17 protein-coding genes are annotated in these 19,014 nt (G+C 71.8%); 3 read left to right on the plus strand and 14 right to left on the minus strand.

What is annotated here, in order from left to right:
- The first annotated feature begins 22 nt into the window (after positions 1–22).
- Positions 23–1,183 carry a LuxR C-terminal-related transcriptional regulator gene (locus tag ACZ7OH_RS00210; protein WP_470278856.1) on the plus strand — a complete coding sequence of 387 codons (1,161 nt, stop codon included), beginning with the start codon at positions 23–25 and terminating at the stop codon, positions 1,181–1,183.
- A 4-nt stretch (positions 1,184–1,187) separates the two neighbouring features.
- On the opposite strand, the gene ACZ7OH_RS00215 is transcribed toward ACZ7OH_RS00210, so the two are convergent.
- From ACZ7OH_RS00215 to ACZ7OH_RS00280, 14 genes are all read right to left on the minus strand, one after another.
- The gene (locus ACZ7OH_RS00215; protein WP_470278857.1) at positions 1,188–1,397 is read right to left on the minus strand and encodes a hypothetical protein; all 210 of its coding nucleotides are present in this window, start codon (positions 1,395–1,397) and stop codon (positions 1,188–1,190) included.
- Complete coding sequence (locus tag ACZ7OH_RS00220) at positions 1,394–2,683, minus strand: peptidylprolyl isomerase (RefSeq protein ID WP_470278858.1); 1,290 nt, start codon at positions 2,681–2,683, stop codon at positions 1,394–1,396. Before ACZ7OH_RS00220 ends, ACZ7OH_RS00215 begins: the two co-directional genes overlap by 4 nt.
- Positions 2,680–4,947: an MMPL family transporter gene (locus tag ACZ7OH_RS00225; RefSeq protein WP_470278859.1), complete on the minus strand. Its 2,268-nt coding sequence runs from the start codon at positions 4,945–4,947 to the stop codon at positions 2,680–2,682. The genes ACZ7OH_RS00220 and ACZ7OH_RS00225 overlap by 4 nt, the downstream gene beginning before the upstream one ends.
- Positions 4,944–6,242 carry an MlaD family protein gene (locus tag ACZ7OH_RS00230; protein WP_470278860.1) on the minus strand — a complete coding sequence of 433 codons (1,299 nt, stop codon included), beginning with the start codon at positions 6,240–6,242 and terminating at the stop codon, positions 4,944–4,946. The genes ACZ7OH_RS00225 and ACZ7OH_RS00230 overlap by 4 nt, the downstream gene beginning before the upstream one ends.
- 12 nt (positions 6,243–6,254) lie before the next feature.
- A complete protein-coding gene (locus ACZ7OH_RS00235) occupies positions 6,255–7,517 on the minus strand; it encodes an MlaD family protein (RefSeq protein WP_470278861.1) in 1,263 nt (420 codons plus the stop codon).
- Positions 7,514–8,845 (minus strand): MlaD family protein, encoded by a 1,332-nt coding sequence (locus ACZ7OH_RS00240; RefSeq protein WP_470278862.1) that lies wholly within the window; start codon positions 8,843–8,845, stop codon positions 7,514–7,516. The genes ACZ7OH_RS00235 and ACZ7OH_RS00240 overlap by 4 nt, the downstream gene beginning before the upstream one ends.
- On the minus strand, positions 8,845–10,131 hold the full coding sequence (locus ACZ7OH_RS00245) for an MlaD family protein (RefSeq protein ID WP_470278863.1): 1,287 nt from the start codon (positions 10,129–10,131) through the stop codon (positions 8,845–8,847). The genes ACZ7OH_RS00240 and ACZ7OH_RS00245 overlap by 1 nt, the downstream gene beginning before the upstream one ends.
- On the minus strand, positions 10,131–11,495 hold the full coding sequence (locus tag ACZ7OH_RS00250; RefSeq protein ID WP_470278864.1) for an MlaD family protein: 1,365 nt from the start codon (positions 11,493–11,495) through the stop codon (positions 10,131–10,133). Before ACZ7OH_RS00250 ends, ACZ7OH_RS00245 begins: the two co-directional genes overlap by 1 nt.
- Complete coding sequence (locus tag ACZ7OH_RS00255) at positions 11,492–12,721, minus strand: MlaD family protein (RefSeq protein WP_470278865.1); 1,230 nt, start codon at positions 12,719–12,721, stop codon at positions 11,492–11,494. The genes ACZ7OH_RS00250 and ACZ7OH_RS00255 overlap by 4 nt, the downstream gene beginning before the upstream one ends.
- 4 nt (positions 12,722–12,725) lie before the next feature.
- Positions 12,726–13,532: an ABC transporter ATP-binding protein gene (locus ACZ7OH_RS00260; protein WP_470278866.1), complete on the minus strand. Its 807-nt coding sequence runs from the start codon at positions 13,530–13,532 to the stop codon at positions 12,726–12,728.
- Positions 13,533–13,548: 16 nt separating this feature from the next.
- The gene (locus ACZ7OH_RS00265) at positions 13,549–14,388 is read right to left on the minus strand and encodes an ABC transporter permease (RefSeq protein ID WP_230862874.1); all 840 of its coding nucleotides are present in this window, start codon (positions 14,386–14,388) and stop codon (positions 13,549–13,551) included.
- Between the two features lie 10 nt (positions 14,389–14,398).
- Positions 14,399–15,217 carry an MlaE family ABC transporter permease gene (locus ACZ7OH_RS00270; protein ID WP_230862873.1) on the minus strand — a complete coding sequence of 273 codons (819 nt, stop codon included), beginning with the start codon at positions 15,215–15,217 and terminating at the stop codon, positions 14,399–14,401.
- A complete protein-coding gene (locus ACZ7OH_RS00275) occupies positions 15,214–15,648 on the minus strand; it encodes a hypothetical protein (RefSeq protein ID WP_470278867.1) in 435 nt (144 codons plus the stop codon). The genes ACZ7OH_RS00270 and ACZ7OH_RS00275 overlap by 4 nt, the downstream gene beginning before the upstream one ends.
- 206 nt (positions 15,649–15,854) lie before the next feature.
- Positions 15,855–16,526, minus strand: coding sequence for a response regulator (locus tag ACZ7OH_RS00280; RefSeq protein WP_400908451.1), 672 nt, complete (start codon positions 16,524–16,526; stop codon positions 15,855–15,857).
- A 74-nt stretch (positions 16,527–16,600) separates the two neighbouring features.
- On the opposite strand from ACZ7OH_RS00280, the gene ACZ7OH_RS00285 reads away from it, so the two are divergent.
- Positions 16,601–17,866: a sensor histidine kinase gene (locus tag ACZ7OH_RS00285; RefSeq protein ID WP_470278868.1), complete on the plus strand. Its 1,266-nt coding sequence runs from the start codon at positions 16,601–16,603 to the stop codon at positions 17,864–17,866.
- A gap of 112 nt (positions 17,867–17,978) precedes the next feature.
- Positions 17,979–18,971 carry a R2-like ligand-binding oxidase gene (locus ACZ7OH_RS00290; RefSeq protein ID WP_470278869.1) on the plus strand — a complete coding sequence of 331 codons (993 nt, stop codon included), beginning with the start codon at positions 17,979–17,981 and terminating at the stop codon, positions 18,969–18,971.
- Positions 18,972–19,014: the final 43 nt, after the last annotated feature.

Raw genomic sequence — 19,014 nt, forward strand, 5'->3', positions numbered from 1 at the left:
CCGCCCGGCTTGAGAGGAAACCATGAAGTCAACGCTGACTCCGCCCCGGAACGGCCGCGGGCACCCTGTTCCCCACGCCGTCCTGCGCGAGGTCCGGGCGGTCACCACCCGGGCCCGGTCCGTGCTCGGCGATGCCCCGGGCCCGGACGTGCCCGACGAGTTCCCGGCCGCGGAAGCGGCGCTGGCCGAGCTCGCCGAACGGGTCGGCGAACTCGCCACCGCCGGGCACGCCGGCGCCGTCCTCGACCTGTTCATCGAGCTCTCCGACGTCCGCGAACGACTGCGTCAGGCCCAGCTCGACCTCCGGATGCGCGTCCACGCCCAGGTCCAGGAGGCGCTGACCCGGCTGCAGGACGCCCGCTCGGTGGCCCGGCTCGCGGAATGCGTGCCGGACGCGGTGTGCCGGCTCGGTTTCGACCGCGCCCTGTTCTCGGAGATCCGGGAGTCGGTGTGGGTGCCCCAGTCCTGCACCGTGCTGGGTGACGCCGCCTGGGCGGCGGAGATCCTGCGCATCGGACGGGCGGAGTCCCCGGTCCTGGACCGCACGGTCGTCGAAACCGAAGCCGTGCGCAGGCGGCGCGCACTGCTCGTCACGGACGCGCAGCGCGAAGCGCGGGGGCTCGCCTGCCTGGTCGAGGCCGCCCGGCTGGAGTCCTATGTGGTCGCTCCCGTGGTCGGCGACGAGGGCGTGCTCGGGCTGGTGCACGCGGACCGGCACGGCCAGGGGCGCCAGGTCGACGAGTTCGACCGCGAGGTGTTCGGCACCTTCGCCCAGGGGCTGGGCATCGCGTTCCGGCGGACCGTGCTGGTCGAGCGCCTGCACTCGCTGCGGACCGAGGTCGGCCGGTTCACGATGAACCTCGCCGACGCCATGGACCGGATCCTGAGCAACGGCCACCCCGCGGCACCGGTCATCGGAGATCCCGTGGTCCCTCCGCCCGGGCCGGTGCCCGTCCGGTCCTTCGTGGAGTCGGCGCTGACCCCGCGGCAGCTGGAAGTACTGCGGCTCATGGGCGACGGCCGGACCAACGCCGCCATCGCGACCCGGCTGACGATTTCCGAGGACACGGCCAAGTCCCACGTCAAGCAGATCCTGCGCAAGCTCGGCGCCGCGAACCGCGCGGAAGCGGTCTCGCTGTTCCTGCGGACCCAGCGGGGCCGGGAAACCGCCGAGCCCGCCTGACTCCTCACCAGAGGCTCCACACCGCCGCGAGCACGAACACGACGCCCACGACCTGGAGCGCGTGTCCGCTCCCCCGCAGTTTCCCGATGCGCCGCAGGCGTTCGGACTCCGGCAGGGCCGGGCTGACCCGCCCGGCCGCCGCGCGGGCGCCCCACCGTCCGATCGCGACCAGCGCGGCGCCCGCCACCGCGAGCGCCGCGAAGTCCGCGATCACCGCGACGGCTGCGGCTGACCGGGCACCTGGCCCGGCGCCGGTTGCGCAGGCACTTGGCCGGGCGCCGGTTGACCCGCCGCTTGGCCCGGCCCCGGTTGCCCAGGCACCTGGCCCGGCACCGGTTGACCCGCCGCTTGGCCCGGCCCCGGTTGACCAGCCGCCTGGCCCGGCACCGGTTGCCCGGGCACCTGGCCCGGCCCCGGTTGACCCGGCGCCTGGCCCGGCACCGGCGACCACCCCGGCGCCTGCTGCGGCGGCGCGGCCGGGTCGGCCGGGCGGTAGGCGTCGGCGTACCGGACGTTCGCGCTCGCGAGCTGCGACCCGAGCCACCCGCGCCACGTGGCGAGGGCCTTCTCCAGGGTCAGCTGCTGCTTGAGCTGGTCCTTCACCTGGTCGAAGACCGCCGCCTGCGGCGGAAGGATCTGGCGGACCCGGCCGACGTTCCAGCCGTGGCTGGTCTGCACGGGACCGAACAGCCCGCCGACGGGGGTCGCGAAGGCCGCCTTGGCGTAGCCGTCCTCGAGCTGGGCCGCGGTCACCTGGCCGAGGTCACCGCCTTTGTCCCGCGTCGCGCCGTCCAGGCTTCGCTGGGCCACCAGGGTTTCGAACGGGGTCCCGGCCTGGAGGTCGGCGAGCGCCCGGTCGGCGTCCTCCTTGGTCTTGACCACGATGTTGGTGAGCTGCCGCCGTTCCGGCGTGTCCAGCTGCGCCTTCCGCTTCGCGAACGCGTCCGCGACCTCGGCGTCGCCGACCGCGCTTCCCGCGGTAACCGAGTCGAACAGCTGCGAGACCGCGAGCTGGCGCTTGATCTCGTCCAGCACCGCGTCCTCGGACGTCCCGGTGGTGCCGAGTGCCTGGACGAACTTGCTCCGGGCGTCCGGCCCTTCGCCGATCTGCTGGGAGATGAACCGGGTCAGCACGTCGCGGGCCGCCTTGTCGGCGATGACGATGCCGCGGTCGCGCGCCGCCTGGTCGAGCACCATCCCGACGGCGACCGCCTTCGCGGTGTCCCGGCGGAACGCGTCGGACTTGGCGGTGTCCTGCTGGTCCGGTGGCTGCACGCCGTAGAGCGCCTTCAACGTCTGGATGCGCTCCTGCAGCTGCGCGACGGTCTCGGTCTGGCCGCCGTAGGCGAACACCGCGTCGCCGGGCAGGTCGTCGGCACGCGCCGACCACCACGCCAGTCCGGTCCCGCCGAGCAGCACGACGAGGACGAGCAAGGTGACGATCCGCCCACGGCGGCTGCGGGGCAGCCGGACTTTTCCGGGCCATGCGGTGATCTTCATGAGGGAACTCCTACGAGGGCTTCGGGCGCCGGGCTGGGTTCCGGAGCGGGGGCGGGGCGGGCCGGCGCGAGCCAGACGACGAGCCGGGCGGCGGCCATCGACAGGACGACGGCCGCGGCGAGCAGCAGGCCGAACTGCCGGATGGCGTCGAGCCGCGAAAGGGCCAGAGCGAGGTAGCCGACGGTCGACACCGCGCCGACCAGCAGCACGGATCTGCGCAGCGCGTGATCACGACGGCGTCCGGCTTCCGCCAGCAGCACCGCGAACTCGCAGCCGACAGCGGCGATGAGCGACCCGAGCGCCATGGTGATCGGCGTCAGCGAAATCCCGGCCAGCCAGACGGCGAGCAGGCCCGTCCCGGTCGCCACGAGGGCGGTGGCGACCGCGCGGAGCGCGTCCTTGCGCCGGGCGAGCACGACGGCGAGCACGAGCCCGGCCACGGCGATGCCGACACCGTTGGTCCAGAACCGGTTGCCCGAGACCAGTTCGTACCCGCGGGCCGCGACGATCGGCAGCCCGGTCAGCTCGGCGCGGTAGCCCGGCGGCGCCGGGGGAAGCTGGTTCAGCAGGTCGTCGCGGAGGCCGACCAAGCTCTCGACGTCGTCCAGCCGCACCCCGAACGAGAGCACGGACTCCTGTCCGTCCGCGCGCAGGACCGACCCGGTCAGGTAGGGCGGCAACAGGCGCACGGCCGCGGTGATCTCGTCCTTCGTGGGCGCGGAGCCGAGGAAGTTCAGCAGCGTCGGGAGCGACACGACCGGGCGGAGCCGGTCACCGTGCCGGGAGACGGTGACGTCCTGGGCTTGCCGCGACCACGCCAGCGCCTGCGGAGACGTGACGTCCGGGCCGTGCAGGACGACGTCGACCTCGCCGGAGGAGCCGATGACCTGCTCGACGTGCTTCGCGTCGTCGAACGCGGGCAGGCCGTGCACGAAGCTTTCGATGTCGCTCTGCAGGGAAAGCTCAGGCAGCGTCGCCCAGCCGCCGGCCGCCAGCGCCGCCACGGCCAGTCCGACTCCCAGCCGCACCGGCAGGCTCGCCTTGCGTCCACTGTAGACTTTCACGGGCGCGGGCTCCGCCACGGCCGGCCGGAACAGCAGGCCGACGGCGAAGGCGACCAGCACCCCGATCCCGAGCGCGATACCGAGGTCCCGCACGAACGGCAGCGGCGCGAACGCCAAGGCGCCGAACGCGGCCGCGGTGGCGGCGGCGACCGCGAACACGACCCGCCGGTCCGCCCGGCGCGCCAGGTAGGTCGGGAAGTCGCTGCCGACGCCGAGCAGCACCGGCAGGAAGGCCACCACCCCGAGCGACAGCGGCCGGCCGAGCCAGCCGAACAGGGCGACCGTCACCGCGGTGGCCACCAGCGAACCGGCCAGCGGCAGCAGCCGGTGCCGGCGGCGGTGCCACGGCACCAGCAGGAAGCACAGGGCCACCGCGAGCAACGCGGCGCCGCCGAGCAGGGGAAGTTCCGCGCGAACCTCGTCGGCGAGGGCGCCCGCGATCGCGGGGACGCCGGACACGGTCACCTTCGCCCCGTCGACGGCGGCCGCGCCGACCGCGTCCCGCACGCCCCGGACGAGCCGCTCGGTCGCGGACTGATCGAGGTTCTGCCGCGGCCGGACCAGGATCGCGACCGCGTTCGCCGACGGCACGACGAAGTGCCACTGCGGCCGGGGACTTCCGTCCGCACCGAAGACGACCGCGTTGACGAACGCCTGGTTCTTCAGCGTCGGCAGGCCCGCCGGCAGAGCCTGGACGAGCAGCTTGCCGTACCGCTGGTCGAACGCGGCCACCGCGGCGTCGGCGGCGTGGCCGGCCGCCCGGTCGGACGCGCCACGCTGCTTGGCCTCGGCCTGAGCCTGCGAGCGCAGGCGGTCGCGGCGGCCGGACAGCTCGGCCATCAGGTCCTGCGCCCGGCCGGCGGCCTGGTTCAGCACGGTCCCCGGCCCGTAGACGGCGGCGACGTCGGGCAGCTTCGCGAACTCGCCCTCCAGCTTGACCAGCGACGGCAGGTGCGGCTGGTCGAGCAGCAGCCCGGGTTGTGCCGATTCGAGCAGCACGACGACGGGGTCACCGCCGAACGACCGGCTCAGCTCGTCGAACCGCGCCACCGCGGGATCGTCGCCGGGCAGGAGCGAGCTGACGCCGGTCTCGATGCGGGACCGGGCCATGCCGGTGCCGACGAACCCGGCGAGGACGACGAGGACCGCCGTCATCGCCAGCACCTTGCGGGGCGGCCGCCGCAGCTTGAAGCCCCTCACTTCGGCGGTTCCTGGACGACCCGCGGGTAGGACCCGCTGAACGGCCCCGGGTTCGCCGACTGCCCCGGCGCCGGATAGGGGTTGTTCTTCTTGAGCGGACCGACGTCGATGTTGAGGGGCAAGCCCTTGACGCTCTGCTCGTTGAAGACCATGAACAGCCGGATCGCGTTGCCGTTGGCGTCACCCCGCGCCGTCACCTGCCCGATGTTGGTGAAGAACGCGGCCACGTCGCGGCCGTAGGGCACCAGGTAGGACAGCATCGGGTTCACGTCGCCCAGCGCCACGTTCAGCGTCGGCAGGAACTTCGACGCGTCCGCGGACACCGCGGGCACCCGCTGCAGCGTGCCGGGCGCCGCGTCGAGCACGCTGTTCAACGACGGCAGCAGGCCGCGCAGATCGGCCGACGTGGCCGGCAGCTCCTGCAGGGCCGCATCGAGGTCGGGCGCGGCCGCGTTCAGCCCGCTCGCGACCGGGCCCAGCGCGGGCGAAAGCCGGCTCAGCCCACCACTGGCGTTCTTGGCGGTGTCCATCAGGCCGGGCAGCCGTCGCAGGACCTCCCGCAGCTCGGTGTCGCTGCCCGCGGTCGCCTGGGTGAGCTTGTCGGCGTCGGTCACCAGGTCGGCGATCTGACCCTGCCGGGTGTCGAGCGCCGCCAGCAGCTTCGCGGTGTTGCCGGTCAGCTGCTGCAGGTCCCCGGACTGGGCCGAGAGGGCCGCCAGCGCGCCGTGCCCTTCCCGGCCGAGGTCGCCGAGTCCTTGCAGGGCCTGGGAAACACCCTGCTTGGTGTCTTTCGTCCCGGCGCCGAGCGAGCGGACCAGCGTGCCCAGTGACTCCTTCGTCGGCCGGTCGAGGCTCGTGAGCACGTCGTCGAGTTCGACGGCCTCCTTGCCCGCCGACGGCGGCAGCACGGTGCCGCTGGGCAGCGCCGGGCCGTGGCCGTCGGTGATCTCGAGGTAGGTCTCTTCGATCAGAGTCTTGTTCCGGACCTGGACGGTCGCGCCCTCGTGCAGCGGCGCGTTCCGGTCGAGCCGCATCGTGACGTGCGCGAGGTCGCCTTCGGTGCGCAGCGCCTCGACCTTGCCGACCTTGACCCCGGCGATGGTGATGTCCGAGTCGTAGACGAGGTTCGACGCGGTGTGGAACCGCACGTCGGCGGTGTAGCCCGCCTGGGAGATGCCGGGCAGCCGGCCGCCGGAGTTCAGCCACAGGTACCCGAACAGGCCGGCGCAGGCGGCGATGAACACGGTCAGCACCAAGGTCCGGATGTGCGGGACGAGCCCACTGGGAATCCTCATTGGACACTCCCTCTATCGCGCGGCGGCGGCTTGCAGGGCGGGCAGCAGCGGCAGCAGGCCCGTGACGCTTTCCGGCGAGAGCTGGGCGATGGCGCGGTACGCCCCACCGGTTCCGTCGCGCAGGCTCGTGATCGACCGCGAGTTCGTGACGAACGCGGCCAGGTCGTTCAGGTACGGCAGCACCGCGGTGGTGATCGGGCCCAGCCGTCCGGTCACGTCGTGCAGGTCGCCGAGGGAGGCGTCGAGGTCGCCGACGAACGGACGCAGGTCGTGCACCACGGGGACGGCCTTGTCGACCACCGGCCGGGCGGTGTCGACGGTCTCCCCGAGCTTGTCGACCGTGCCGGTGAACTTCTCCAGCGAGCCGGGCAGGGTCCCGCTCGCCTCGCGCAGCTTGTCCAGGACCGGGTCCAGCTGGGCGCTCAGCGCGCCGATGCTGCCGGTGGCCTGCTCGAGCTGGTGGGTGAAGTCCGGCAGCTGCGCGAGCGCGGCGTCGAAGTCGCCGTTGCGCTGCCCCACCGTCGCCAGGGTCTTCTGGAGGGAATCGGCCAGCGCGCTGAGCCGCTGGTCGTCGTCGCCGGTCGCCGACGCGATCTGCCCCAGCGCGGTGACGAGCTTCTGCAGCGTCTCCTTGCGGGTCTGCAAGGCGGTCGCGACGGGACGCAGGTCCCGCACCACCTGATCGGTCGCCTCGAGCCCCTTCGGCAGGCTGGCCGGCGCTCCGGCCAGCGCGACGTCCGATTCGGACAGCAGCGTGGTCAGTGCCTCACGGGTGTTGGCGTCCAGGTGCCCGAGGGCTTCGTCGACCTGCACCGGCCGCACCGAGTTGGTGACGGGCAGGACCCCGTCCTCGGGCAGCGGCTTCCCCGGCGGGCCACCGGGGTTCAGCTCGACGTACATCTCGTTCAGCGGGCTCTTCGGGCGCAGCAGGACCCGGGCGTTGTCGTAGACCTGGTGCCCTTTGTCGATCGCCAGCTCGAGCCGCGCGTGCCCGCGGTCGTCGACGCTCGCCGCGCGGATGTCGCCGACGGCCACGCCCGCGATCCGCACCTCCTGCCGGCTCGACGGGTTGATCGCCGGCGCGGACTCGAAGGTGACCGAGAAGTGGGTCTTGCCGTCCCACGGCACGCGGACCTGCTGCATCGTCAGGATGTAGCCACCGGCCACCAGCCCCGCGGTCACGAGCGCGGCCACGGCGAGGACGTTGCGCTTGAGCCGCGGTTCGCTGGAGATCCGCTGCCAGGTCCGCCGGACCCGGCCCGGGTGCGCGTTCATCGTCCGCTCCTGTTCTCCGGGGTGGCGCCCTGCAGGTGGGCGAGCGTGTTCATCAGCTGCTCGAAGTTGATCGGGGTACCGGCGATGCTGCCGCCGCCGAGCCCCGGCTGAAGGCCCACGGCCACGCCGTTCGGGTCGGTGAGCGAGGACGCGCGGTCCATGGTCGCGAACATGTAGCCGACCTCTTTGTAGAACGGCTGGTCCGAGCCACCGCCGGCGTAGATCCCGGTGCCCTTGAAGGGCGAGAGCACCATGTTCATGATCGGGCCGTTGACGCGGTCCAGCACCGGCCCGCGGACGTCGTCGAAGACCTTCGTGGTGCCCTGCGCGGCCGGGACGAGCTGGTCGACCAGGGGCTGCGCGTCGGTGAGCAGGCCGCGCACGTCGGTCAGCAGCGGCCGGGTCTTGGCGAGCACCGGATCGGCGTGCGCCAGGAACGCGTCGAGCTGACGCGCCACCGGACGCGCGGGGTCCGCGGTGTCCCGCAGCTTGCCGAGCGTGACGCCGAGGTGGGTCAGCCCGTCGTCCGCGTTGTCCAGGGTCCGGGGCAGGTCGGCGATCGCGGTGGCGATGTCGGCTCGCCGGTTGTCGAGCGTCGAGGTGACCCGCTGCAGGTTCTGCACGATCGAGTCGAGCTGCCCCGGCTGCTCGGTCAGCACCCGCGCGGTCGACTCGAACCCGTGCACGAGGTTCGGCAGGTCGGTGCGCGGGTCCTCCCCCTGCAGGCCCTGCAGGACGGGCGTCGTCGCGTCGAGCGTGTCCGGCGCGTCGGCGAGGAGGTCCTCGATCGCCGACTTCCCGCCGGCGTGCAAGGTGTCGTCGAAGTTCTGCGTCGCGGAGCGGATGCCTTTCACCGCGTCCGGCTGCAGGGCGTCCGCGAGCTGCTGCAGCTCCACCGGGGTCTTGGTCCGCTCGACCGGGATGGTGCCGGCGAACGTGGTCCGGCCGCCACCCGGGACGAGCTCCACGTAGTACTTGCCGCCGAGGATCGTGGTCGGACGCAGGGCGGCACTCGGCGCGGCGCCGAGCTTGCCGGTGATGCCGTCGTCCACCTTCAGCTCGACCAGGGCCGAGCCGTCGCCGGATCGGTCCACCGAGGACACCACGCCCACCGGCACCCCGGCGACCTTGACCTGGGAGACGAACGGCTGGAGGTGGTAGTCCTGGGCGAACTGGACGCGGACGATGTCGCCGGGCCGCAACGCCGTCGCGACCCGGTCCTTCTCGAGCAGCGCGAAGCCGGCCAGCAAGGTCACGACGAGGATGACGACGCCGAGCTTGAACGCGGACACCGGCTGCCGGTGCCGGGTGCGGGAACGAAGCGCCATCACCGGTTGCCTCCTGAGATCTTCCGGGCGTCGTGGGCCGCCTGACCCGGTGCGGGATAGGGGTTCCGAGCGACCAGCGGATCCCGAAGACCGCCTTGCCCGAGCACGGACTCTTCGCTGAACAACAGGTAGAGCCGCAGGAAGTGACCGTTGGCGTCGCCGTGCGAGAGCGCGGCGGCCCAGTTCGTGAACCACCCGCTGACTTCCGGGGCGTACGGCGCCAGCACCCGCAGGAACTGGTCGGCACTGGCGAACGTCTGCGTCAGCCGCGGCGCGAGCGGCCGCGCGTCGTCGACGACCTGCGTCAAGTCGGTCAGCGCGGGCTCGGCCTGCCGGCCGACGTCCGGCACCTTCCCCAGTGGTGGCACCGCTTCCCGCAGCACGCCCCGGAGGTCGGGGGTCGCCTGGCCGAGCGCACGCGCTCCGGGCACGAGCTGCGCCATGCCGGCGTGCAGGTCCTTGAGCGGGGCCTGCAGCGACTGCAGGCCGGCTCGCGCGGCCTGCAGCGTGCCGGGAGCGCGCTGCACGACGTCGTCGAGCGGTTTCCCGTCGTCCACCGCCACGGCTCGCATCGTGGTGTCCAGCCGGCCGAGCAGTTCCGACAGCTCGTCCTGGCGCCCGGCGAACCGGGCCGACAGCCGGTCGGCCGTGGTCAGCAGCGCGGTCAGGTCGGCGCCGTCGTTCGCGGACAGCGCGTTCGAGACGGTCGCGAGGTCCGGCAGCATCCGCGGCGCGGCCTTGAGCACGTCCTGCACGTCCTGCGCGTGCCCGCCGGCGCCGCCGCCCACTTCCCGGACGGTCGAGCCGAGCGCGTCCCGGGTGGGCGCGTCGAGCACGTCCAGCAGGTCGCTCAGCTCCTGGGAGCCGGCGGTCCGCTTGGGTGGGATCACCTCCGCCGGGCCGAGCTTCCCCGCCTCGGGTGTGCCCGGCGTCAGCGCGATGTACTTCTGCCCCAGCGCGGACCGCGAGGCCACCGTGACGGCCTTGGCCTCCGCGGCCGCGTTCCGGTAGACCTCCCGCGTGCCGTCGAGCTGCAGCGTCACCCGCGGGGCCCCGTCGACCAGCCGGATGTCCTTGACGCGGCCGACCCGGACGCTGGCGACGCGGACGTCGTCACCGGGGCGGAGCGCACCGACGTCCGAGACGTCGGCGTCGACGAGGGTGTACGTCGCCCCGGGCAGCCCCTTGTCCGCCGTGAGCGCGAGCTGCAGCGCGAGAGCGAACACCACCAGCACCACGGCGCCCGTGGACACCGAGCGGAACTTGCGCGACCGGCGCTTGGCCATCAGGAACCTCCGAGCAGGAACTGGAGAACGCCGCTCTCCTGGCGCTCGTTGAGCCCGGTCACGCCGCCGTCCGGCGCGACGAGGGACTTCGTGTCGAGCAGGCCCGACGAGCCGAGCGCTCCGGGGAGCCCGGGAATCGGCGACGGAGTGGCTTGCTTGCCCGGGAGCGTGGGCGGCGGTGGCGTCCCGGTCAGGGACGGCAGCAACCCGGTGATCTCCTCGGGGTGGATGATCGCCTGGCCGCGGAAGTAGTGCGAAAGCCCGTCCCAGCCGTTGGTCGACATCGCCCAGAACCGGAAGAAGTTCAGGACGTTTTCGAGGTTGCCGGTCAGCTGCGCGGTGAGCGGGTTCGCCGCGGCGACGGTGCCGCGCAGGCCCGGGCCCGCCTTCCGGAGCTCCTCGACGACCGGGCGCGCCGCGTCCATCAGCTTCTCGGCACGCTCGAGGACGGGCTTCGCGCTCGTCAGCGCCGGGTCGGCGGACTCACTGAACTTGCGCAGTTCGTCGCTGACGGCGGAGAGGTTGTCCGTCGTCGGCCGCATGCCCTCGAGCACGGGCGTGGTGGCCTTGGCCGTGCCGGTGAGCTCGGCGAGGGTGTCGCGCGCGGCGGAGAGGGTTCCCGGCAGTTCGGCGAGCGAGGCGTCGAGGCCCTGCTGGTTCTTGGCCGTGACGTCGAGCACCTGCCGGGACGAGTCGACCAGGTCGCCCAGGGTCTTGCCGTTGTCGGCGGCCAGTGCGCCCGCGACCGGCTGCACGTGGTCGACGAGGTCGGTGAGCAGCTGGTTCTGCTGACCGAGCAGCTTCACCAGCCCGTCGGTGTCCTGCATGGACGACGCGAGCGCCTTGATCGAGGCCTGCGCGTTGGCGCCGTTGCCCTGCATGCCCTGGCCCAGCATCGTGACCAGCGCGGCGAGCGACTGCCCGGTCGGGTCGTCGATCGTGTTGAGCACCTGGTCGAGGTCGGTCGCCTGGCCGGTCTGCTTGATCGGCAGCACGTCGCCGTCGTGCAGCAGCGGCGCGGAGGCCGTGCCGCGATCGAGGTCGACGAAGCGCTCGCCCAGCAGGCTGACCGGCTTCACGGTGGCCCTGGCGTCCTTGTGCAGCGGCAGCGCCGTGCCGTCGACCTTGAGGGTGACGATCGCCTTGGCGTCGTGCACGCTCATGTCGGCCACCTCGCCGACGGTGACGCCGTTGACCTTGACGTCGTTGCCGACGACCAGCGGGCTCGCGTCGGCGAACTCCGCGGCGATGGTCAGCTTGTCCGGCTGCTCGCCGGAGCCGGTGTTCGTGACCGCGGCGCCCGCCACGGCCGCCGCCACCGCGGTCGTGGCCAGCACGGCCTGGATCTTCCGCCGTGTCCTCATCGGACTCCACTCCCGAACGCGTCGGTCCACGGCTGCCCGGCGATCGCGCCGGGGGCCGGGAACGGGTCGCTGGCCATCCCGGGCGGCATGATCCCCGGGTTGTTGTCGAAACTCGTGAGGCCGGCCGGGATGTTGACGCGCATGTAGTGGCCGTTGCTGTCGTAGTTGGCGGCCGAGGAGCCCCAGTTCGACAACCACCCGACCACTTCGGGCGTGTAGGGCCGCAAGAAGCTGAGCGCGGGCGTCAGCGAGTTCACCGCCGAGTCCGTGCCGGGCAGGGCACCGTGGGCGCTGTCGAGCAGGCCCGGGGTGAACTGCAGCAGCGTGCCGAGCGAACCCAGGGTGGGCCGCAGCTGCGCCACGGTCGGGCGGAGGTCCGCGAGCACCGGGCGCAGGGTCCGGGCCACGGCGGGCAGGCGGTCGGTCGCCGGGCGGAGGTCGTTCAGCAGGGGTACCGCTTTGTCGACCGTGCCGGGCACGTCGGCCAGCGTCCGGTCCGCGGTCCCGAGGGTGCCGGGCAGCTTCCGCAGCCCCGCGCGCAGCTGGTCGCGCTGCTGCGCGGCCGCTTCGGTCGCGCCGGACAGCCCGGAAACGATGGCGCGCACCTGCTGATCGCGGTTCACCAGCGTGGTGACCATGCCGTTCAGCTGGCCGGCCAGCTCCTTGATCGCCGGCCCGTCCGAGCCGACGGCGCGCAGCACCCCGCCGAGCGCTTCCACCGTCGGGCCGGCCTTCTGGAGGGTCTGCCGGAGGTCGGTCTGGTTGCCCTGCACGGTTTGGTCGAGTCCCTGGACCAGGGAGCTGAGGTGGGCGCGGGTGGCGGGGTCGAGCGCGGCCAGGACCTTGTCCATCTCGACCGGGTCGGACACCTTGCCGTCCAGGGTGCCGCCCGGCGGGATGACCGGGTTCCCCTTCGGGCCGTCCCGGACGTCGAGCTGGCGCTCACCGAGCACGGCCTTCCACACGACGCCCGCCGACGCACCGGAGTGCAGCGGCGCGAAGTCCTTGGTCAGCCTCATGGTGACCTGCGCGCGTCCGTCCTTGATGGACACGTCGTCGACCTGCCCGGCGTCGAAACCGTTCACGAGGACCTTGCTGCCGGCGATCAGGCCGGTCGCCGACGGCAGCACCACGTTCGCCGGGTAGTCGTCGTCGCCCGGGGCGATCAGCAGCGCGGCGGCGGCCACCGCGGCCACCCCCAGCACGAGGAGGGGAATTCTGCGCATGGGTTCAGTCCATTCCCAGCGGTCCGGCGGAGTCGCCGGAGAGGAACTGGCGGACGAACGGATCCGGGGAGTTGAAGGCTTCCTCGGTCGGTCCGTAGTGGACGACCTGGCCCTTCCAGATGACCCCGACGTAGTCGCTGACCTTGCGCGCGGTGCGGATGTCGTGCGTCACCAGCAGGTAGGTCCCGCGGTACTCCTGGTGCATGTCGAGGATCAGGTCGTTGAGCAGGCTGGTGCGGACCGGGTCGAGGCCCGAGTCGGGCTCGTCGAACAGCACGATGTCGGGGTTCATCACCAGCGCCCGCGCGAAGCCGGCCCGCTTGCGCATGCCGCCGGAGACCTCGTTGGGGTACTTGTAGGACGACCGTTCGAGGCCGACTTCCTTGAGCCGCTGGTTGACGATCGCCTCGATCTCGTCCTCGCCCTTGTCGGTGTGCTTGCGCAGCGGGAAAGCCGTGTTGTCGAAGATGTTCATCGACCCGAACAGCGCGCCGTCCTGGAAGAGGACGCCGAACCGCTTGCGCAGTTCGTAGCGTTCCCGTTCGCCGATCTTCCAGATGTCGCGGCCGAAGATCCGCACCTCGCCCTGGTCCGGCTCGAGCAGGCCGACGAGGTGTTTGATCAGCACGCTCTTGCCCGTACCGGACGGGCCGAGAATGGTGGTGATCGCGTTGTCGGCGAACTCCAGGTTCAGCCCCTTCAGCACGTCGAAGCTGCCGAAGGACTTGTGGACGTTGCGCACCTCCATCGTGTGCACCCGCTCCGGTGAGCCGATCGTCTCGGCGCCCGGCCCGTTCACCCCGGTGACCATGAGTTCTCCTTGTCGGTCAGTTGCCGATCGGCATGTTCGGGTAGGAGCCCCAGAAGAACCACGTGCCGAGCAACCCGACGACGTGGATGAGGACCATGTTGAGCATCATCGATTTCGCCGTGTTTCTCCCGACACCGACCGGCCCACCGGAAGCGTTGTAGCCGTAATAACACCCGACGAAGATGATGATCGTGCCCATCGCGATCATCTTCGAAATCGCGGCCATCAGGTCGTAGGGGTTCTGGAACAGCCAGAAGACGAAGGAATAACCACCGCTGGAGACCGTGCCCAACTGGTAGACCGTGACCAGGTGCATCGAAATGAACATCAGGCCGAGCCCGACGATGTACAGGAAAGGCATGCACAGCCAGGCGGCGGCGATCCGGGTGCCGACGAGGTAGCTGCGCGACTTGATGCCCAGCACTTCCAGCGCGTCGATCTCCTCGGCGATGCGCATCGACCCGATTTCCGCGACGAGCCCGCAACCGACTTTCGCCGCGAAGATGTAGGCCCACATGTAGACCGACATCTCCCGCAGGCCGCAGACGTCGTTGAACACCGCCGAATAGATCGGCGCGCCGACCTGCTTGAGCGTGTAACTGGCTTCGGTCGCGCACATCGTGCCGACGACGAACTGCATCAGCCAGACGATGATCCCGCTCGACAGGATCAGGATTCCGGCCTGGGCGAACACTTCCGTTACGTGGTGCCGCAGATCCGGCAGGCTGCGCACGGTGCGGCCGGCGAACTTCATGATGTCGCCGCCGGCCGCGACGGCGTCCCGCAGTTTCCCCGCCATCCCGCCGAAGGTGATGACGACGTCCGGTGTCTTCGTACGGCCCGTCGGTGTGGTCATTCCGCTTCCCTCACTTGAAGACCTGCATGTCGGGGTTCAGCCCGAGCAGCGCGGACGTGTAGACGTAGTTGAAGATCCAGATCGACGCGAAGGAGATGACCACGGCCTGGTTGACCGCGCGGCCGACGCCGATCGGGCCGCCTTGGGCGTTCAACCCCTTGTAGCAGCAGACAACCGAGAGGATCAGTCCGAACGCGAGGGTCTTCACGATGCTGCCCCACATGTCCGTGGTGGTCGCGTTGGACCAGAAGTTCCCGATGAAGGCCGCACCGGTCGCGCCGAAGATCGGCACCGCCGCGATGTAGCCGCCGATCACGCCGCACACCAACGCGAACACTTCCAGCAGGCCGGTCATCAGCGTGACCGCGATGATCCGCGGCAGCACCAGGGTCCGGACGGGGTCGACGCCGAGGACCTCCATGGCGTCGATCTCCTCGCGGATCCGCCGCGCGCCGAGGTCGGCGGCGATGGCCGTGCCCATCACCCCGGCGACGATCATCGCGTCGATCCACGGCGCGAACTCGCGGACGCTGGCCATCAACAGGAAGGAGCCGAGACGGTCGGGAATGCCGAGCACGCTGTAGAGGCTGCCGCCCTGCATTCCGGGGCCGGCGAACCCGAGCGCGGTCGTGGAAATGATGACCGGCAGCCAGCAGCGGCGCAGCGTCTCGAACATCAGGTCGCGGACTTCGCCCCAGTACCCGAACGGGTGGCGGATCGCGAGCCAGAGCACGCGGCCGAGCAGGTGGACGATTTCCCCGGCTTCGACCAACGGCCGCTGCGCACCGGCGCTCCACCGGCGCGAGGGAGCGGGTTTCGTTGCGGTCACGCCTTTTCGCCTCGCTTACCGCGGGCGCGGACGACGTGGCCGGTGAAGCCGGCCAGCCCACCGACGGCGACGGCGACGGCCGCGGTGGCCAGCACCTGCTGCGGCCCGGTCGACGCCGAGGTGAGGAAACTCAAGGGCAGCACCAAAACGTAGCTCCCGACCGCGGTCACGGCGCCCTGGAGGATCGGGCGGTGCGTGTCACCCGTGCGGAAACCGGCGAAGCCGAAAGCCGCGACGGCCGTGATCAGCAGGAAAACCGCACCGACCGGAGGGGCGACCGCCGCGGCGACCGGCTGCAGCAAGGCGCCGATCACCGAAATGGCGAAGCCAAGCCAAATACCCCGCCCGCACGCCTTGGTGTCGATTCCCCGGGACATCGTCACGCGGGTGCCGGCCCGGGCGACCGGCCCGGCTCCTGATCGGCTCACCATTCCACCCAACTCCTTCTCCGGGCGTGACCGTGCTTCCGGTCAGGCCGCATCGCGGAACTGCGATGGTCGGTAATGATGCGGCGCGCGGAACGGCGCGCGCATCACCACCCGGCGGCAAAAGGATGACTCGTTGGGGTAGCTACCCCCGCCGTCCACAACGGTCTGTCAACGTTGTCGGCGGGCCGGCGCCGTCCAAGCCGGACTCTCTACTGTGGACGGTCCGCGGGGTCGTGGTCGAGCAGGCCGTAGGCCCCGGCCAGCCCGGCGGCTTCGACCCGGTTGGCGGCGCCGATCCGGTTCAGCAACGACGCGACCATGCGCTTGGCCGTGCGCTCGGAGACGAGCATCCGGTTCGCGATGTCCTGGGTCTCCAGGCCGCGGGCGAGCAGCGCCCACAGCCGCAGGTCCTGGGAGTCGAGCGTGTCCAGCAGCGCTTCCGGCGGCTTGCGGGTCGTGGTCAGCAGCACGTCGAGCAGCTCGCCTTCGAGGACCCGGAACCCGGCGGCCACGGTCAGCAACGGCGCGACGAGGACCTCCGGGTCCGCCGACTTCGTGAGGTAGCCGTCCGCGCCGGCGCGCAGGGCCTGCTCGGCGAGCTCCAGATCGTCCGATCCGGACAGTGCGAGCACGCGGGTGGCCGGGTGGCGCCGCTTGATCTGGCGGATCGCGGCCGCTCCGCCCAGCGGCGGCATGGCCAGGTCGACGAGCGCGAGATCGGCGGCACAAGACTCGACCAGCGCGGGCGCCTCCTCGACGTGCGTGGTGGTGCCACCCACCTCGAAGCGGTCACCGGCGTTGGTCGTCAGCAGCAGCGCCAGCCCTCGGGCGAACAGCTCGTGGTCGTCCACGACCACGACCACCAGGCGCCGATCATTCACGGGCCTAGTATGGCAGGTACGTTCCGCCACCAAACCAGCCGCGTCGATCACAGTGAGTCATGAGGAGGGCCGACGTGCCGACCGTGCCGGGTGCGCTGCCGGTCGCCCGGGTGATGGTCACCGTGCGGCTCGCGGTCGCGCTGTCGATGGTCCTGCTGCTGGTCACCGGCGGCGACGACGTCCGGCGACACCTTCCGTGGGTCATCGTGACGCTGGCCGTCGCGTCCGGCTACGCCGCCGTCGTCGCGGCGAACCCGCGCTGGGAGCTGTACACCCGGCCGGCCGCCTGGCTGCTCACCGTCCTCGACGCGACCTTCACCCTGCTCACGATCGCCATGACCGGCGCGGCGACCAGCCCGGCGGTGGCGATTCTCGTGCTCGTCGTCACCGCCGCGGCCATCCGCCTGCCCCTCGGCCCGACCATGGCGCTCGCCCTCGGGCTCGGCGTCGCCTACCTGGCCGTGGTGCTCTTCGTCGACCCGGAGTTCACGTCGTGGCCGGAACGCTGGCTCCAAGGCCTCTGGTGGACGGGCTACCTGCTGCTCACCGGCCTGCTCGGGGCGAGCCTGTCCCGGCTGGTCGACCGCGAGCGCGAAGTCGGGATCGCCGCCCGGGTCGAGGCGATGGCCGAGCACGCCGCGGCCGAGGAGGAACGCGACCTGCGGCGGCGGCTCCTCGAGTCCTACCAGTCCCAGCAGGACGGCCTCGCTGTCGTACTGCACGAGTTCCGCACGCCCGTGACCTCGCTGCGCGCGCTGGCTCGCGGGCTCGCCGAGGAGGGCGCCCTCACCCCGGCCGACCGCGAAACGGGCAACCGGCTGATCGCCGAGCACGCGAACCACCTCTCCGACATGCTCGACGCCCTGGGCGACGTCGCGGCGAGCCGCCGTCCGGCGTTCGGCACCGGCCGGCCCCGGCCGGTGCAGCTGCGGGCCCTGGTGCTGGCCTCCGCGGACGCGGCCGGACTCCAGCCACCGCGGCTGCGAGTGTCCTTCGACGACGCCCTGACCGTCAAAACCGACCCCCAACGGTTCCGGCGCGTGCTCACGAACCTGCTCGAGAACGCGGCCCGCCACGGTGAAGGCAAGCCCGTCGACGTCGAGGCCGAAGTGACCACCGGCCGGCTGCGGCTGCGGGTGCTCGACCGCGGCTCCGGGGTGGACGCCGGCAACCTCGCGAAGCTGACCGGCAAGTTCACCGCGGCCGGCTCGAACCGCGGCACGGCCGGCCTCGGCCTCTGGATCGTCGAACAGATCGTGCAGGCGCTCGGTGGCCGGGTCGGCTTCCGGAACCGTCCGGGCGGGGGACTCGTCGCCGAGGTCGAGATCCCGGCCGACTGAGCGGGCCGGAAGTTTGGCCCGCGCGGGCCAGCCGTGGCGCGCGCGGACCATTCCCCCACCGCGCCCGCCGGGTGATCCTGGCGGCCAGAGCACCCGGACACCTGGAGTGGCCATGTCCCTCACCCGCGCCATCGAGCCCAGCCGCCACCCCGGGTTCGGCGGCGAAGCCCGCACCGGGCGGCGGCCAGACCCAGTCCCCCGGCAGCTGTTCCGCGACGGCAACGCGACGTTCTGGAACCCCGACGACATCGACCTCACCGACGACGCAGCCGATTTCGCCACGCTGTCCCCCCGCGAGCGGCGGCTGACCTGCCTGTTCGTGGCGAACCTCATCTCGATCGGCGAGTCGGCGCCCCAGGATCTGCAGCCGCTCGTGACGGCGATGGCCACCGAGAACCGGCGGCACGACGAGACGTACCTGACGCAGCTGGTGTTCGAAGAGGCGAAGCACACCCTGGCGCTGCGCGCGTGGTTCGACGCGGTCGGGATGAGTGACTCCCTGCCGTGGTTCACCGAGACCGGGGACGTCCGCCGCCGGGCCTTCCTGGAAGAGCTGTCCTGGGCGCTGTACGCCCTCACCGACGACCACTCGCCGGCCGCGCAGATCCGGGCCGCGGTGACCCACAACCACATCGTCGAAGGCTGCCTCGCCTTGACGTGCTACACCGCCGCGGCGCGGATCTGCCGCAGCCGAGCCGTCTTCCCCGGCCTCGTCCGCATCGTCGAGAACATCGCCGCCGACGAACGCCGCCACACCGCGTGGGGCACGTTCACGTGCCGCCGCCACGTCGCGGCCGACGACGCGAACTGGGCGATCGTCCTGCAACGCACGCAGGAGCTGCTGCCGCTCGTCACCGAGATGATCGGCGAGCTGCTGGCGCCGTTCGGCCCGGGAGCGCCGTTCGGGATCAGCGTGCAGGGGCTGATGGGCTCGGCGCTGAGCGACGTCGGCCGTCGCCTGGACTCGGTCTCGCAGGCGCGAGGTCGCCGCGTGGAGGAGATCGACCGCGACCACGCGCCGATGCGCCTGGAGCGGGAGATAGAGCGGGAAGGGAGCCACTCGGACGGCCATCGGGCCGTCGTGGCGTTCAAGCGCCCGGTGTGACCCGCGAGGCGACCGTCATGCTGCCCGACGAGGCCCACCTCGT

This window comes from Amycolatopsis sp. NPDC114478, from assembly GCF_055633805.1.